Source organism: Erwinia artemisiae (assembly GCF_051400835.1).
GTDB classification, from domain to species: domain Bacteria; phylum Pseudomonadota; class Gammaproteobacteria; order Enterobacterales; family Enterobacteriaceae; genus Erwinia; species Erwinia aeris.
This window is the reverse complement of record NZ_JBLFFM010000010.1, coordinates 147,500-162,259: the sequence shown is the minus strand read 5'-3', so window position 1 is coordinate 162,259 and position 14,760 is coordinate 147,500. Positions and strand designations below refer to the sequence as shown.

The window sequence follows — 14,760 nt, the reverse complement described above, 5'->3', positions numbered from 1 at the left end:
GGAATTGGTAGACGCGCTAGCTTCAGGTGTTAGTGTTCTTACGGACGTGAGGGTTCAAGTCCCTCTCTTCGCACCACGTTGAACGCTCTTTTCTGCGCTTTTATCCTCTCGCATTACCCCTTTTCTGTTTTTACCTTCTCTGCTTTCAATATCTGTTTTTGCTTCTGATGCCGATACCTGCTTCGCCGTCATGCTTCCGTACGCGCTGGCTATGCGGTAATTTGCCGTCTATAACATCGCCATGCTGCTGCACGGCTTGATCTTCCAGGGGATCGCCAGGTCACTGCACGGGGTTTGTCGTCTACGGCATCGCCAGACTGCTGCATAACGCTTTATCGTTCACGAGGTCGCCTCGCCGCTGCATAACGTTTTATCGTTCACGAGATCGCCGCGCCGCTGCATAACGCTTTATCGTTCACGAGATCGCCTCGCCGCTGCATAACGCTTTGCCGCAGCGGATTGCTATGCTCCCGCCGCTATGGTTCCCCGTCGTGCTGGCTAGCCGCGTCGGCAGGCGTATGACTGATTCCGCTGCTGGCTTTATCGCAGGCCGCTATTTTATCAGCGCGCCGAAATTAACCGAGATCGCTATCATCCCGCCCGCCAGCGCCAGGCAAGAAGGCAGCAGCAGATAGTGGCGCAGCCGTTTGTGATAAAGCATGACTACCGTCGCCAGTAGCGCGGCCACCATTACCAGCCGCCACTGGTTGAAAGAGAGATTCAGTAACGTAATCAGCGGCATAATCGCGCAAGGAAGCAGCGCTCCCCAGGCACTTTCCAGTTTGTTTCCTGCCATCCAGCCTGTTCCCCCTGTGCCGCAAGCGGCTTTTACGGCGGTCTGCATCGCTTTGCTCGCGCCACTAATGATAATGATTCCCAATAGCATATAAGAACTCCTATCATTTTGCAGCAAGATTTCTTGACGTGTCTTTACGCCCGATGATGACACCAGAGTTATTAAGTGTTAAATTGTCGGCGCCTTACTATTATTAAATCCATATAATAACAACAGCAGACTCTTCCCGGCATGGTCCTTTTTTCAGGCCAGGCCGTGCGCTATTCAGGCAGTCATGAGTAGAAAAGAATGAAATTACAAAGCTATAATGAATTGCTTCACAGCAAATATCGGTTTTCGCTGATGCTATTTCTCTTTTTAAACACAGCAGCGTCTTTATTTTATATTTACAGCAGAAAAGAAAAAACCGGCGCGCCCACGCTGATTATTGCTTTGCTCAGCGGGCTGTTATTGTTATGGACATTTTTGCGTCCCAGAGGGAAATTTCCGCTATTAAATATCGCGGCGGTAACCACCGGTCTGCTCTGGGCCTGGCAAATTGTCCTGACATTTGAATTAATTTTCTATTTTGATAACAGTTTTTTGCTGCTCAGCCTGTTCTGCGCCTTTTTTATCGCGGCCATTGCGTTGAACGATAATCTGCTGGCATTTTGTCTGCATACCGCGCCGCCTTCGGTGGCGGTGGTCGTGCTGGATCGCGGCCAGAATACGGCGATTATCGCCTTCACTATCCTGCTGCCGCTGGTGGGCTTTACGCTGAACCATATCCTGCAAAGACGGCGGGATCGCTTTACCCGACGCCTGGTCAGCCAGCTCTACGAAGAGAAAGAAGCCTGGAGCGATCTGAGCATGCTCGACCCGTTAACCGGCCTGTATAACCGGCGGGGCTTGATGAACCGGCTGAAAAATATATTTGATAATCATGCAGGTAACCATTTTGTTCTGCTGCTGGATATCGATCATTTTAAAGCCTACAACGATAACTATGGGCACGCGATGGGCGACCAGGCGCTGGCACGCGTCTCAATCGCCATCCGCGACGCCGTGCGTTCCCGCGATATCGTGGCGCGCTACGGCGGCGAGGAGTTCCTGGTGCTGCTGACCAACGTTAACGACGCCATCGCGATGAAGCTGTCGGAGCGTATTCGTCAGTACGTGCACGAGCTGGAGATCCCGCATCTGTTTAACGAGCGCGTCGCCACACACGTTACCCTCAGCGCGGGCTTTGCCCCAATAATCGATGAGGATTTTGACAGCGCGGTCGCCAATGCCGATCGCGCGCTCTATCTGGCGAAAAATCGGGGACGGAATACTATTCTTTCCTGGGAAGCGCTTAGTCAACACGATCTGAACAAACCTGCTAACACGCTTTAATGCTTTCACCGGCCTGAACAATTCGGGTCGGTGAAATAAATTTGCCTTAATATCCCCTCCCCTGCACCAGTCTTATTTGATTTATATTCATTAAAAAGAGCCAACCTGCCGGAAACGTTTTTTTTCAGAATTCCTTTATGCGTCTTTAAGGTAAATTCCGCTACGAGTTTTTATTATTCATATACTGAGTAATTATTTTCTGTATCCGGCCAGCCTAAAATCAAATTAATGGCCGGACAAAACTTGCGGAATCGTTACCGCACGATTTTTTCCCGCCTGCGACATTAATACAAATTACTTTATTCAGAAAATACCGTGCTTTTTGGCGTCCGGGCGACGGAAAAAATGGCGCTTGTTTGTCCGCCAGGCCTCAGATACAATCAAGAACGATTATCATTTGTTTTCCCACTTAGATTGATGCCGGGTAACCCATGAGCACACTTCGTCGTCAGGCCCCAGATTCAGCGGTTTCTCCGCTTATCTTTCTCCAGAGCCATCGCCCGCTGGCCGGCTCGCTACGTGCGCTGTTCAGCGAGCATCGCGCTTACTTTCTGGAGACAATCAGGCTGAACGAAGCGGCGCCTGCCGGCTGTTTGACGCTGGAGCAGTGGTCGCAGCCGGAGGCGTTCGCCCGGCTCAACGCGCGCTACGGCGATTTTATTTATCGCGCTCACGGCGACCAGGAAAGGGAAAACAAACCGCTGCAATCGCTCTGGGCGCAGTGGTATCTGGGTCTGCTCCTGCCGCCGCTGATGATGGCGCTGCTGCTGGAAAACCGCGCGCTGGACTGCTCGCCGGAACATATTCACGTTGAGTTTCATGAAACCGGCCGCCCCGCCGCCTTCTGGATCGACGTGCAGGAAGATGAAGAGGCGCGCTACCTCAGCCCGCGTCGCCGGATGGATCGCCTGATCCAGCGCTGCCTGATCCCGATCGTAAACGGAATTGAACGGCACGGCGATATCAACGGCAAGCTAATCTGGAGCAATACCGGCTTCGCGGTGCACTGGTTCCTGGGCGAGCTGGCGCCGTTGCTGGGCGAGAGCCTGCGCGCCGAGCTGGAGCACGCATTTTTCTTCTCGCGCTCGCTCGCCGATGGCGCCGACAATCCTTTTTACCGCACCATGCTGCCGCGAGACGGCGAGATGCAGCGCCGCACCTGCTGCCAGCGCTATCGTCTGCCTGACGTAGAGCGCTGCGGCAACTGCACGCTCAAGCCCGTCTGACCGCCCTTCCCGCCCCGAAAGGTCTCAATTTTTTCCTGCCCGTTTACAGCCGGGCCGCTCTGTGGCAGCTTTATCGCCCCGAACGTTAAGGAGCTGGAGCATGAGCCTGGAGTCTGTACGGCAGTTCTTTGCCGAGCGCGCGCCCGATATCGGCATTATTGAGCTGGCGGAGAGTACCGCCACGGTGGCGCAGGCGGCGCGTGCCCACTACGTCAAGCCGGGGCAGATAGCCAAAACGCTGTCGCTGAAGGTAAAAGACAGGGTGATATTGATCGTGACCTGCGGTGATTTAAGACTGGATAACCGCAAGCTGAAAGCGGTGCTGGGCGCGAAGGCGCGGATGCTCAGCACCGATGAGGTGGTGAGCTGGACGGGCCATCCCGTCGGCGGCGTCTGCCCTTTCGGCCTGGAAACGCCGCTGCAGGTGCTGTGCGATGTGTCGCTGCGGCAGTATGACGAAGTGCTGCCCGCGGCAGGCTCCATCTACAGCGCGGTGCGTATTTCTCCCCAGCTGCTGGCGGAGCTGACCGACGCCACCTGGGTAGACGTCTGCCAGCCGCCGGGCTGAAGCCGTTTTAGTTTTCCTGGCGGGTAATGACTTTACCCTGCGTTTCCCTGCCAAAGGCGACGATAACCGCAATCAATACCGCCACCGTTCCGGCCACTATCGCCATCGCCAGGCCGTAATTATTGCCGTGCGCTTCGGCAATGCCGGACTGGAGCGTGGCATTGACCGACGCTATCAGATTCCCCAGCTGGTAAACGAAGCCCGGCAGTATCGCGCGCGTATTGGCCGGCACCAGTTCAGTCAGCCAGGTCGGCACCACGCCCCACGCGCCCTGTACCATAAACTGCATCAGAAACGCGCCCAGCCCGATGGTGAACGATCCGCTGGAAAAAGCCCACAGCGGCAACACCGGCAGCGCCAGCAGCGCGGCGATAATGATCGCCTTCTTGCGGCCGATTTTCTCCGACAGCGAGCCGAAAAAGACGCCGCCCATCATCGCGGCAATATTGTAGGCAATGGCGATCAGGCTGACGGTATGCGGGTCGAAGCCGTGCTGCACCTTCAGGAAGGTTGGATAGAGATCCTGCGTGCCGTGGCTGAAAAAGTTAAAGCAGGCCATCAGCCCGACCAGATAGAGGCACAGCTTCCAGTGCTTACGCACCACCGGCAGCAGCGCCACGCTCTCTTTCTGCGCTCTGGCGGCCAGCCAGACCGGCGATTCCGGCACCTTAAACCAGATAAACGGCAGCAGCAGCACCGGCATCGCGCCAATCAGGAACATGCCGCGCCAGCCGACAGACGCATAGCAAAGCCCAAAAATAATCGAGGCCAGCAGATAGCCTGCCGGATAGCCCGCCTGAAAAATGCCGGACATCAGCCCTCGGGAGCGATCGGGAATGGTTTCCATCGCCAGCGACGAGGCTACGCCCCAGACGCCGCCCATCGCAATGCCGTAAATCACGCGCAAAATCAGGAAGGTGGTAAGCGTAGGCGACCAGGCGGAGAGCAGCTCAAACAGCGAGAAAAGCAGGATATTGCTCATCAGGATCGGGCGGCGGCCATAGGTTTCTGCCAGACGGCCAAACAGCAGCGCGCCGATCGGCCGCACCGCCAGCGTCAGCATGATCGCCAGCGACACTTCCGCCACCCCAACGTGAAAATTCGCCGCGATATCGCTCAGCACGAAAACCAGAATAAAAAAGTCAAACGCATCCAGCATCCAGCTGGCAAAACTGGCGAAGGCCACGTTGCGCTGGGTAGAAGTCCAGTCAAGCATATGAAGTTCCTGTCTTGCAGACGGCAAAATCCGCCAGGGAAGGCGGCGCAAATGTTAACTATTTGTTTATAGCATGTAAGAAGTTGCTAAAGGCCGAAGCAGTTGTCAGCCTTTAATTCAGGTTGTAAGCAACCTTTTCACAACAGAGGTGAGTGAATTTGCTACACTGGCCACCGTTTATTCGCTGGCGCCGTTGCCGTTGAGGATATGCCAAACCTTTCGCTGATTAAAATGCGGCGTAGTTGCTTTGCCGCCTGGCTTGGCCTGCTTGCCGTCATGCTGCTGTTTATCGCGCCGGTGATTTCTAAATCGCTGGTGGCGTCGCCTGCGTGGCACAGCATGATGATGCCGGGCATGGCGATGGATGAGGCGATGATGGCCGATGCCGCCATGATCGGCCACGCCGGGATGGCACACGACGACGCGTCCGCGATGCCTGGCGAGAGCGCCACAGTAGCGGAAGATAACGGTCGCGCCAAAGGCGGACCGCCCCTTTCTGTAATGGACGACAGCGCCTGCGGTTACTGCGTGCTGCTCGCCCATCTGTCGCTCGATCTTACCCGGCTGCCGCCGCTCTGGTCGTCGCTGCAGGCCGCCAGACTGCCCGCCCTGCCGCTGTTCAGGCCCGTTGTCGCCCGCTTCGTTCCCCACTTTTTCCATCCCCGCGCGCCGCCGCGCCGCTAAGCCGTCCCGCTAAAAAAGCGTCGCTTTTGCGACAGTCACCTGCTTATGCCTGGATTCAGGCGGATGGAATTCCTATGTCAGAAAAAAGCCTGGCGCAGCCTTTGCGCGCCGCCACCACTCACGGCGCGCTGCTGCCGCTGCTGCGTCGCCTGCATTTTTATATCGGGCTGTTTATCGCGCCTTTTATTTTTATCGCCGCCCTGACCGGCACGATCTATGTGCTGACGCCGCAGCTGGAAAATGCGCTCTATAGCCACCAGCTGTTTACCGATAACGCGGAACCGGCCAGGCCACTCGCCGACCAGGTGCGCGTGGCGCAGGATTTTGTCGGTGCCGATCTGCCGATTGCCGCCGTGCGTCCCGCGCCTGCGCCGGGCGAGACCACGCGCGTGATGTTCACCACGCCAACCTCCGGCCCTTCTGAAAGCACGGCCGTTTTTGTCGATCCCGCCACGCTGGAGATCCGCGGCATGCTGCCGGTTTACGGCACCAGCGGCGTGCTGCCGCTGCGCACCTGGCTGGACTATCTGCATCGTAATCTGCTGCTGGGCGACCTCGGCAGAAACTACAGCGAGCTGGCCGCCAGCTGGCTGTGGGTCGCTGCGCTTGGCGGCGTGCTGCTGTGGGCTGCCGGTCGACCAAAGCAGCACGCCAAAGGACGCGGTCAGCCGATCCTGCGTCAGCGCTACTGGCACAGCACGCTGGGCGTGATCCTGCTGCTCGGTCTGCTGTTCTTCTCCGCCACCGGCCTGACCTGGTCGCGCTGGGCGGGCGATAATATTTCCGCCCTGCGCGCCCATTTCGGCTGGATGACGCCTGCCGTCAATACCTCGCTGCTGCCCGATAAACCCAGCCCGATGGACGAACACGCCGGACACCATATGACCTCATCCGCGCATCACGACATGCCGGGCATGGCCATGCCGAAAGCGGCCGCCGTGGCGATGACGCCAGCGCAGTTTGACGGCGTGGTGCAGGCCGCGCGCGCTGCCGGGATCCGGGCAGAGAAAATAGAAATCCGGCCGACCACGAAAGCCGACAAAGCGTGGATCGTCAGCGAGATCGACCGCCGCTGGCCGACGAAAGTGGACAGCGTAGCGGTGGATCCGGCCAGCTTTCGCGTGATGGACAAAGTGACCTTTGCGCAGTTCGGCCTGCTGGCAAAACTGACCCGCTGGGGCGTGGATGCACATATGGGCGTACTGTTTGGCCTGCCGAACCAGCTGATGCTGGCAGCGTTTGGGCTGGGACTCTGCATAATGATTGTGCTCGGCTATCGCCTGTGGTGGCTGCGGCGCCCTGCCGCTGCCCGGGGCTGCCATCCGGCGGAAACGCTGATCTATCACTGGCGGCGACTCGGCCTGAGCGCGCGTTTTTTGCTGCTGGTCTGCATCGCGACGCTGGCGGTCAGCCTGCCGGTGATGGGCGTCAGCCTGCTGCTGCTGCTGCTGATTGACGCGCTACGCTGGCAGCGGGCAAAAAGCTAGCGCGCGCCGTTTGCGTCAGGCACACCTGCACTTGCGCACAGTGCAGTTGTGCAATAAAGTATTGGCCAGGCGTCACACGGAGGTGGCAAAAATGCTGAGAAATATCGACAGTTTTCGGGACAAATGGTTGGAGGATTTTTTCCTGTATAACAAGTCGCACCGTCTTATCCCGGCTGATATTCAGTCAGCTCTGGCGCGCAAACTGGATATGATTAATGCGGCCATCACCTGTAAAGACTTACGATCGCCGCCGGGCAACAGATATGAAGAATTGAGGCCGCCGCTAAAAGGCTACTCTTCGCTGCGGGTTAACGAACGGTACAGACTTATATTTAAGTGGCTCGATGGCAAAGCGGTCGATCTGTATCTGGATCCACATCGTTATAAAACATACCGTTAGCGCAACGTTGATTTGGAGAAACTAATGAAACAGGCTACACGCAAACCCACCAGCGTCGGAGATATTTTGCTGTACGAGTACCTGGAGCCTTTAGATCTGAAAATCAATGATTTAGCAGAGATGCTCAACGTACATCGCAATTCAGTTAGCGCGCTGGTGAATAACAACCGTAAGCTGACGCCCGATATGGCGTTCAGGCTTGCCGCCGTCTTTGATACCAGTATCGCGTTCTGGTTAAACATTCAGAACAGTCTTGATATCTGGGAGATAGAGAACGATGCCCGCACCCAGGAAGAACTGAGCCGCGTGGTTTCCGTGGCCGATTTCCTGGCGCACAGAGGGGCGGCCTGAACGCCCCTACCCTGCCAACGCCTGCTCCAGCATCGCCAGCAGCCTGGCGTTATCCACCGTTTGCAGCACGTGCGCCAGCCCGCCGGTCAGCTCGCCCACGGCCGTATCGACCCGTAGCGGCAGACGATAGCGCCAGGATTTTCCACGCGTCATGCCCGGCCGCAGCTCTACATCGACATAATAATCCGCCGCCGTGGCGACGCGCTGATCGATCAGCCATGCCATCACCAGCGCATCATGGATCCAGCAGCCCGGCAGCCTGCGGGTTTGCATGGAATAGTCGAGCCAGGGCCGCAGCGTTTCACCAACGAATCTCGCCAGCGGCGTATCAGGCGCGGTTATCCGTTGCAGATCGGCATGGGTCAGCATCGTGCGGGTAGTGACGTCCATCGGCACCAGCGTAATACAGGCGCCGCAGGTCAGCACCCGTCGCGCCGCTTCAGGATCCAGACCAAAATTGGTGTCTTTGATAAAGTCGTCCAGCGCAAACACGCCGCCCATAATGGCGATTTCCTGCACGGCTTCCGCCATTTGCGGATAGCGCTCCAGCGCCAGCGCGACGTTGGTCAGCGGCCCAATCGCCACCAGCGTGATTTTGCCGGGATTAGCGCAAATCAGCCGTCCCATCGCATCGGCGGCCTCTTCCTCCGGCGCCTGATAAGCGCGGGGCGGACGAACATTCTGCCAAAAGTGCGCCAGCTGCGTATGCCAGACGCGGTTATCCAGCGCCTCGCGCCAGGGTTGCGGCGGCTCCGCTAACGCCCTGTCGGCGCCTTTATAGACCGGCACGTCCAGCTCAAGCCTGGCTAACAGCGCCTTTGCCACGTTAAAACCCGTCTGGCTCGGCGTATTGCCCGCCACAATAGTGATCATCTCCAGCGAGATGCCGGGCGAGCCGATCGCCAAAGCCAGCGCCAGGCCATCGTCCACGTTCGCGCCGACCACGCCGTTGCCCGGATCGCAGTCGATTATTACTCTTTTCATTAGTTCTGCACCGCAGCGGAAACAGGGCCACAGCCGCAGGATTCTCCAATCTGCAGCTGGTGTGAAAAATCGCTTAGCTGCACCTCGCTTTGCGGCGCGGCCAGCATCGCCAGCGCTTTTTTCGCCATCGCATCCACCGGCTGGCGTACCGTCGTCAGGGAAGGCACATGAAAAGCCGACTGCTCCGTCCCGTTAAAACAGACCAGCGCCATATCCTGCGGCACGCGGAGTCGCTGCTCTGCCAGCGCCCGCACGCAGCCGATAGCCTGTAGCTCGTTAGAGGCAAACAGCGCACGGGGAAGCGCGCCGCCGCGCAGCATTTTCTTTGTTGCCAGGTAGCCGCCCTCGCGCGTGTAGGCTGCCGGGAAAATCCACTCGGGCCGTGCCGGGATGCCGAAATCCGCCAGCGCCTGTCGCCAGCCTGCCAGACGATCCTGCGCGTTATACATCTCCGGCGGGCCGCTGATTATGCCAACCTGCTGGTAGCCGTGGCTGAGCAAATGCGTGGTGACCTGATGTGCCGCCTCGCGCTCGTCCACGCGGAGAATATTGACGTTCAGCGCCGGATCGACGCGATCGAGCATCACCAGCGGCGTACCGCTGGCCTGGATAATATCGATATAGGGATGACGATCGACGCTGTTGTAAAACAGGCCGTCAACCTGCTGGCTGAGCAGATTGTTGATCAGCTCCAGCTCGCGCTGGCGGCTGTTGCCCGCGTCGCCCAGCAGCATCACCATGCCGTTGCTCAACGCTTCCTGTTGCAGGGCGTGCGCGAAAGAGGCGATAAACGCGTTGCCGATATCCGGCACCACCAGCCCGTAGGTTTTGGTCGTGCCCAGCGCCAGCGCTCTGGCCAGGCTGTTAGGGCGATAGCCGGTTTTCCGCACCGCCTCCAGCACGCGCAGCCGGGTCGCTTCCGCCACCGGCCTCGGCCCGTTATTGATCACATAGCTGACCACCGCGACGGAGGTACCGGCTTCTCTGGCTACATCGGCACGCGTCGCCCTCTCAGAACTTTGTCTCGCCAACGTGGCACCTCTTTTTCCTGACGGGCGGCGCAACCCGCCCGCGTTATATCAGATGGCATCTTCCGGCGCGTTAAGATCGCGACCCCGGGTTTCCGGCGCCACAAAGGTGGTCAGAAATCCGATAGCCGCCATCACGGCAAAATAGCTGGCGATCGCCCACCAGTGGCCGGTCCAGGATAGCAGCGCCGCCGCAACCAGCGGTGCCGTGCCGCCGGAGAGGATAGACCCCAGCTCTTTGGCGGTCGCCATTTTAGTGTAGCGGTGTTTTACGCCAAACAGCTCTACACCCCAGGCCGCCTGCACGCCGTAAATCCCCAGCGAGGCTAATCCCATGCCCGTGACGATCACCGCCATCACGACAGCCGGTTCGCGGGAGTCCAGCAGCATAAAAGCCGGAAAAGCGTAGAGGATCAGCAGCAGGCAAAACCAGCGGTAGACGATACGGCGACCAAACCGGTCAGAGAGCCAGCCCGCAAAAGGAATAATCAGGAATCCCAGCAGCGAGGCGATAAATACCGCCGAGGTCGCCACCGATTTATCCACCGCCAGCACCTTCACCACGTAGCCGATCATAAAGCCCTGCGCCAGATAGGAGGGGCCGTTTTCGCCGATGCGCAGGCCCAGCATCACCAGAAACGAGCGGCTGCGCTGCCAGAAACTGCGGTCGGCGGCGGGCTGATACATCACCAGCTTGCCTTCGCGTGCCGCCTGCATCTCTGCGTTTTTACGCTCGAACACCGGCGTTTCTTTCAGGTGACGACGGATCCACAGCGCCAGCAGCGCAATCAGCGAGCTGCACAGAAAGGGAATGCGCCAGCCCCACGCCTGCAGCTGCGCCTGATCCATCTGCACCACGGCCAGCCAGACCAGCGAAGCGATCAGCGTACCGCTGTTCGATCCCAGCGCGATAATCGAGGAGACCAGACCACGCTTTTTGGCTGGCGCATATTCTCCCAGCATCACCGTGCCGCCGGAGAGTTCCGCCCCGGCGCCAAACCCCTGGGTAAAGCGTAAAATCACCAGGCAGACCGGCGCCCAGAAGCCGATAGTGGCATAGCCGGGAATGAGGCCAATAAGGGTGGTAGAGAGGCCCATCAGGATGATGGTGGTGACCATCACTATCTTGCGGCCTTTGCGATCGCCCAGCCAGCCAAAAAAGAGTGCGCCGATGGGACGGGCAATAAAGCCGACTGACCAGGTGGCAAAGCTCGACAGCAGCGCCATGGTGGGCGTAGCGTTGGGGAAGAATACGTCGCCGAAAATGATGCCGGCCGCCAGGCCGTAAAGCGCGAAGTCCGCATATTCCATCGCGGTACCGAGCCAGCAGGAGAAGGTCGCCCGCCAGAAATCCTTACGCCCTTCCGGCGTGGTCAGACGCGCATCCGCTGCGGAAACAGCGTCCTGCCGGGTGCTTTGTGTCAACATGAAAAATTCCCTGATATGAGGAGGTCTGTATCGCCTTCCCTGGCTACCTGCTACGTGGGCGATCCGCCAGTGAGGACGTGCTTTTGCTGAGCCATGATTAAAGGTCAGTAACGGGTTCCCTGGTGTTGGACTTCGTTTTGTTTACTTTGCGTCCGCTGATTTAAGGTATCAGTCGTTTAAAACGTAAAGTAAATTTGACCTTCACTGGACAAACAAGCCTCGTCACCGTGAATTTTCAACGCGCCACCATTGTATCTACGCGCGTAGATAAATCAAGCCACCTGACGAAACAAATTAGCCTTTCTTCACATTCATCAAAAAAACAGATGATATAATTTGTTTTAAATCATAAAGTTAATTTACGTTAAAATTTACGCATGCGGCTTTTTGCCAAAAAACCATGCAAAGCGTTTACTTAAGTACAATTATTGCGCTTTTTCGCGCTGGTATCAGCGGCTGCACTCTATCGCTGGCAGATTGCAGTCGGATGACAGGTTAACGATCGGCAGGCCCGGGTTTCTCAGCGCGCTGCCGTTCTTAACGTTACCTTTGAGGAAACCGATGACTATTATCCTGATGCGCCATGGTAAACCCGATCATCCTCAGGGCGGTCGTCTGCCCGCGCTGGCTATGGCAGCGTGGTGCGAGGCGTACGATATGTCGCAGGTAGAGGATATGCCGCCGGACAGATGCCGCCAGGTTGCCGCCACGGCGGACTATATTGTGGCCAGCCCCCTGCCCCGCGCACGCTCCTCGCTGGAGAAGCTGGGGCTGGAAGCGGCCGACGTCGATCCGCTGTTCAGCGAGGTTTCCCTGCCCGTGATGCGGCTGGGCTATCCCCATCTTCCTCCGGGCTTCTGGCTGTTGGCATTGCGCCTGATGTGGCTGGGTGGCTATGCCGGAACGGTGGAGTCTTATCAGCAGGCGGAACAGCGGGCGCAGCAGGCAGCCGCAAAGCTGATTGCGCTGTCGGCACGCGGCAACGTGCTGCTGGCCGGGCACGGCATTATGAATAAACTGATCGCCCGACAGCTGCGTAAACAGGGCTGGCTGGCCGAGAAGCACGCCAGCAGCCGCCACTGGAGCACCGCCATTTACCATCCGCCTTTTATTCCGGCGGACGCGTAGTTTCAGAGGATCGGGCAAGCTTTAAAGAGCCACGGCTATTTTTCCTGCGCGGCAACCCGCTTACGCTGATGACTGCTGACGGAGATGCCGTTCAGCCGTTCTCTTATTGGAGGTTTCCGTGTCTGAACTGAAAAATAAAATCGTTGCTATTACTGGTGCCAGCAGCGGTATTGGCGAAGCAACCGCTCGCTTGCTGGCTGCTAAAGGCGCTCGCGTCATGCTGGGCGCCCGACGTGTGGATCGCCTGACGGCGCTGGTCGAGGAGATCCGCGAGGCAGGCGACGAAGCGCATTCAATGGCGCTGGACGTTACCCGCCCGGAACAAGTTGAAGCTTTTGTCGCTGCGGCGCAGCAGCATTTTGGCGGGCTGGACGTCATGATTAATAACGCTGGCGTGATGCCGCTTTCGCCCCTGTCGGCGCGCAAGGTGGATGAGTGGAATCAGATGATCGACGTGAATATCCGTGGCGTCCTGCACGGCATCGCCGCGGCCCAACCGATAATGGAACAGCAGCAGCACGGCCATATTATCAATATTTCTTCCATTGGCGGTTTGAGCGTTTCCCCTACCGCTGCGGTTTATTGCGCGACGAAATTCGCCGTACGGGCGATCTCCGACGGGCTGCGGCAGGAAACGGATAAATTACGGGTGACGGTTGTTTCCCCTGGCGTGGTGACGTCTGAACTGGCGGAGACGATCAGTGACGCATCCGCTCGTGAGGCGATGAAAGCGTTTCGGCGCGTGGCGCTTGATGCCGACGCTGTCGCCCGCGCTATCGCCTGGGTTATTGCTCAGCCTGATGAAGTGGATGTCAGCGAGCTGGTGATCCGCCCTACCGCCAGTCCTTACTGATATGACCCGGCCAGGCTGCAAGCCGGCTCCAGCCGTAATATTTCCTGCATATACTGCGCCTCCTGCTGCGGGCTTCGGCCAAAAAAGCGCTTAAACTCCCGGCTGAACTGCGACGGGCTTTCATAGCCCGTCTCTGCCGAAGCCGCGACGGCAGAAAATCCCTGTCGCACCATTAACAGCCTGGCCTGATGCAGGCGCAAAGACTTGAGATACTGCATTGGCGAACTTTGCGTGACGGCCTTAAATCGCGCATGGAAATTCGCGCTGCTCATTCCCACTTCACGTGCCAGGTCGGCTACTTCCATATGCTGCTGATAGCGGGTTTGCATTATCTGTAACGCGCGCGCGATTTGCGCAAAGTATCCCTGATTTGTTAATGCGGCCCGCAGCGCAGCGCCCTGCTCGCTGACCAGTACGCGATAGTAAATTTCACGCAGCAGGCCTGGCGCAAGAACCTGAGTCTCCTGCGGCGACTGCAACGCTTCAAGCAGGCGTAACACGCTGTCTCCCAGACGCTCATCAAGCGGCGTGGACAGCATACTTACCGGCTCCACCTCCGCCGCAAACGGCAGTTGCAGCGTAACCAGCAAATCCGCGAGCACCTGTAAATCCAGGCGCAGCGCCACGGCCAGCATCGGTTCTTCCTTTGAGGCCTCTGTCTGGCTGATAAAAGGCAACGGCACGGCCACCACCAGAAACTGCTGAGCATCGTAGATATAAACGTTGTCGCCCAGAAAACCCCGCTTGCGTCCCTGGTAGACGATAACGATGGAAGGCTCATACAGCACCGGCGTTCTCTCCAGCGGCACATCAGAACGCAGCAGCCGCACTTCTTCCAAAGCCGATTGAGTGTAACCATTGCCTGGCGCCAGCCGGGTTATTAAGGCCGCCATTTTTAGCCGACGGCGTTCAGATGAGGAAAGATTATCGGCCACGGTCAGTCTCTGTAAGGGATGAACATAACGGCCCGCGCTTTTGTTGACGGCTTGCCGGACAGGATAAAGAACAGATTAGCCAGGTTGCTGAACCAAAAACAACCCGATTCAGAGAAGAGAATGGAATGGCCAGGCGCAGGATGCTGGATGCTGGCGGCAGGCGGCAGGCGGCAGGCGGCAGGCGGCAGGCGGCAGGCGGCAGGCGGCAGGCGGCAGGCGGCAGGCGGCAGGTGGCAGGTGGCAGGTGGCAGGTGGCAGGTGGCAGGTGGCAGGTGGCAGGTGGCAGGTGGCAGGTGGCAGGT

The 14,760-nt window shown here is 58.2% G+C and carries 16 protein-coding genes; 9 read left to right on the top strand and 7 right to left on the bottom strand.

Annotated features, from left to right (window positions below):
• Positions 1-553 precede the first annotated feature (553 nt).
• A complete protein-coding gene (locus ACMGEE_RS19065; protein WP_253461132.1) occupies positions 554-844 on the bottom strand; it encodes a DUF1435 domain-containing protein in 291 nt (96 codons plus the stop codon).
• Between the two features lie 240 nt (positions 845-1,084).
• Between ACMGEE_RS19065 and ACMGEE_RS19060 the strand changes: the two genes are divergently transcribed.
• The 3 genes from ACMGEE_RS19060 (at position 1,085) to ACMGEE_RS19050 (ending at position 3,964) form a co-directional block, all read left to right on the top strand.
• The gene (locus tag ACMGEE_RS19060) at positions 1,085-2,170 is read left to right on the top strand and encodes a GGDEF domain-containing protein (RefSeq protein ID WP_253455534.1); all 1,086 of its coding nucleotides are present in this window, start codon (positions 1,085-1,087) and stop codon (positions 2,168-2,170) included.
• Positions 2,171-2,601: 431 nt separating this feature from the next.
• Complete coding sequence (gene fhuF / locus ACMGEE_RS19055; protein WP_301253067.1) at positions 2,602-3,396, top strand: siderophore-iron reductase FhuF; 795 nt, start codon at positions 2,602-2,604, stop codon at positions 3,394-3,396.
• Positions 3,397-3,496: 100 nt separating this feature from the next.
• A complete protein-coding gene (locus ACMGEE_RS19050) occupies positions 3,497-3,964 on the top strand; it encodes a YbaK/EbsC family protein (protein WP_253455539.1) in 468 nt (155 codons plus the stop codon).
• 7 nt (positions 3,965-3,971) lie between these two features.
• Here ACMGEE_RS19050 and ACMGEE_RS19045 read toward each other — a convergent pair whose 3' ends face one another.
• Complete coding sequence (locus tag ACMGEE_RS19045) at positions 3,972-5,180, bottom strand: MFS transporter (protein WP_253455542.1); 1,209 nt, start codon at positions 5,178-5,180, stop codon at positions 3,972-3,974.
• A 207-nt stretch (positions 5,181-5,387) separates the two neighbouring features.
• Between ACMGEE_RS19045 and ACMGEE_RS19040 the strand changes: the two genes are divergently transcribed.
• The 4 genes from ACMGEE_RS19040 to ACMGEE_RS19025 all read left to right on the top strand — a co-directional run bounded on the left by ACMGEE_RS19040 (position 5,388) and on the right by ACMGEE_RS19025 (position 8,102).
• A complete protein-coding gene (locus ACMGEE_RS19040) occupies positions 5,388-5,864 on the top strand; it encodes a DUF2946 domain-containing protein (RefSeq protein ID WP_436830503.1) in 477 nt (158 codons plus the stop codon).
• A 74-nt stretch (positions 5,865-5,938) separates the two neighbouring features.
• A complete protein-coding gene (locus ACMGEE_RS19035; protein WP_436830502.1) occupies positions 5,939-7,351 on the top strand; it encodes a PepSY-associated TM helix domain-containing protein in 1,413 nt (470 codons plus the stop codon).
• A gap of 91 nt (positions 7,352-7,442) precedes the next feature.
• Positions 7,443-7,751 (top strand): type II toxin-antitoxin system RelE/ParE family toxin, encoded by a 309-nt coding sequence (locus tag ACMGEE_RS19030; protein WP_436830501.1) that lies wholly within the window; start codon positions 7,443-7,445, stop codon positions 7,749-7,751.
• Positions 7,752-7,775: 24 nt separating this feature from the next.
• Complete coding sequence (locus ACMGEE_RS19025; protein ID WP_253455553.1) at positions 7,776-8,102, top strand: HigA family addiction module antitoxin; 327 nt, start codon at positions 7,776-7,778, stop codon at positions 8,100-8,102.
• A gap of 6 nt (positions 8,103-8,108) precedes the next feature.
• Here the strand turns inward: ACMGEE_RS19025 and ACMGEE_RS19020 are convergent, their stop codons facing one another.
• The 3 genes from ACMGEE_RS19020 to ACMGEE_RS19010 are packed head-to-tail and all read right to left on the bottom strand — an operon-like array spanning position 8,109 to position 11,542.
• Positions 8,109-9,086, bottom strand: coding sequence for a nucleoside hydrolase (locus tag ACMGEE_RS19020; protein WP_301730226.1), 978 nt, complete (start codon positions 9,084-9,086; stop codon positions 8,109-8,111).
• A complete protein-coding gene (locus ACMGEE_RS19015) occupies positions 9,086-10,117 on the bottom strand; it encodes a LacI family DNA-binding transcriptional regulator (RefSeq protein ID WP_301253074.1) in 1,032 nt (343 codons plus the stop codon). The genes ACMGEE_RS19020 and ACMGEE_RS19015 overlap by 1 nt, the downstream gene beginning before the upstream one ends.
• 48 nt (positions 10,118-10,165) lie before the next feature.
• Positions 10,166-11,542, bottom strand: a complete 1,377-nt coding sequence (locus ACMGEE_RS19010; RefSeq protein ID WP_253455562.1) for an MFS transporter — start codon at positions 11,540-11,542, stop codon at positions 10,166-10,168.
• Positions 11,543-12,103: 561 nt separating this feature from the next.
• Here ACMGEE_RS19010 and ACMGEE_RS19005 point away from each other — a divergent pair.
• Entirely contained in the window at positions 12,104-12,670 is a 567-nt protein-coding gene (locus ACMGEE_RS19005; RefSeq protein WP_253455565.1) for a histidine phosphatase family protein, read from the top strand.
• A 118-nt stretch (positions 12,671-12,788) separates the two neighbouring features.
• On the top strand, positions 12,789-13,523 hold the full coding sequence (locus tag ACMGEE_RS19000; RefSeq protein ID WP_436830500.1) for an SDR family oxidoreductase: 735 nt from the start codon (positions 12,789-12,791) through the stop codon (positions 13,521-13,523).
• Here ACMGEE_RS19000 and ACMGEE_RS18995 read toward each other — a convergent pair.
• Positions 13,517-14,416 carry an AraC family transcriptional regulator gene (locus tag ACMGEE_RS18995; protein WP_436830506.1) on the bottom strand — a complete coding sequence of 300 codons (900 nt, stop codon included), beginning with the start codon at positions 14,414-14,416 and terminating at the stop codon, positions 13,517-13,519. The genes ACMGEE_RS19000 and ACMGEE_RS18995 overlap by 7 nt on opposite strands.
• A gap of 44 nt (positions 14,417-14,460) precedes the next feature.
• On the bottom strand, positions 14,461-14,760 hold a 300-nt coding region (locus tag ACMGEE_RS18990; protein WP_436830499.1), incomplete at its 5' end, for a hypothetical protein.

Bases quoted from the DNA above. Each gene is read 5' to 3' on its own strand.
- ACMGEE_RS19065 (WP_253461132.1), bottom strand. From the start codon at position 844: ATGCAGACCGCCGTAAAAGCCGCTTGCGGCACAGGGGGAACAGGCTGG.
- ACMGEE_RS19060 (WP_253455534.1), top strand. From the start codon at position 1,085: ATGAAATTACAAAGCTATAATGAATTGCTTCACAGCAAATATCGGTTT.
- fhuF (WP_301253067.1), top strand. From the start codon at position 2,602: ATGAGCACACTTCGTCGTCAGGCCCCAGATTCAGCGGTTTCTCCGCTT.
- ACMGEE_RS19050 (WP_253455539.1), top strand. From the start codon at position 3,497: ATGAGCCTGGAGTCTGTACGGCAGTTCTTTGCCGAGCGCGCGCCCGAT.
- ACMGEE_RS19045 (WP_253455542.1), bottom strand. From the start codon at position 5,180: ATGCTTGACTGGACTTCTACCCAGCGCAACGTGGCCTTCGCCAGTTTT.
- ACMGEE_RS19040 (WP_436830503.1), top strand. From the start codon at position 5,388: ATGCCAAACCTTTCGCTGATTAAAATGCGGCGTAGTTGCTTTGCCGCC.
- ACMGEE_RS19035 (WP_436830502.1), top strand. From the start codon at position 5,939: ATGTCAGAAAAAAGCCTGGCGCAGCCTTTGCGCGCCGCCACCACTCAC.
- ACMGEE_RS19030 (WP_436830501.1), top strand. From the start codon at position 7,443: ATGCTGAGAAATATCGACAGTTTTCGGGACAAATGGTTGGAGGATTTT.
- ACMGEE_RS19025 (WP_253455553.1), top strand. From the start codon at position 7,776: ATGAAACAGGCTACACGCAAACCCACCAGCGTCGGAGATATTTTGCTG.
- ACMGEE_RS19020 (WP_301730226.1), bottom strand. From the start codon at position 9,086: ATGAAAAGAGTAATAATCGACTGCGATCCGGGCAACGGCGTGGTCGGC.
- ACMGEE_RS19010 (WP_253455562.1), bottom strand. From the start codon at position 11,542: ATGTTGACACAAAGCACCCGGCAGGACGCTGTTTCCGCAGCGGATGCG.
- ACMGEE_RS19005 (WP_253455565.1), top strand. From the start codon at position 12,104: ATGACTATTATCCTGATGCGCCATGGTAAACCCGATCATCCTCAGGGC.
- ACMGEE_RS18995 (WP_436830506.1), bottom strand. From the start codon at position 14,416: ATGGCGGCCTTAATAACCCGGCTGGCGCCAGGCAATGGTTACACTCAA.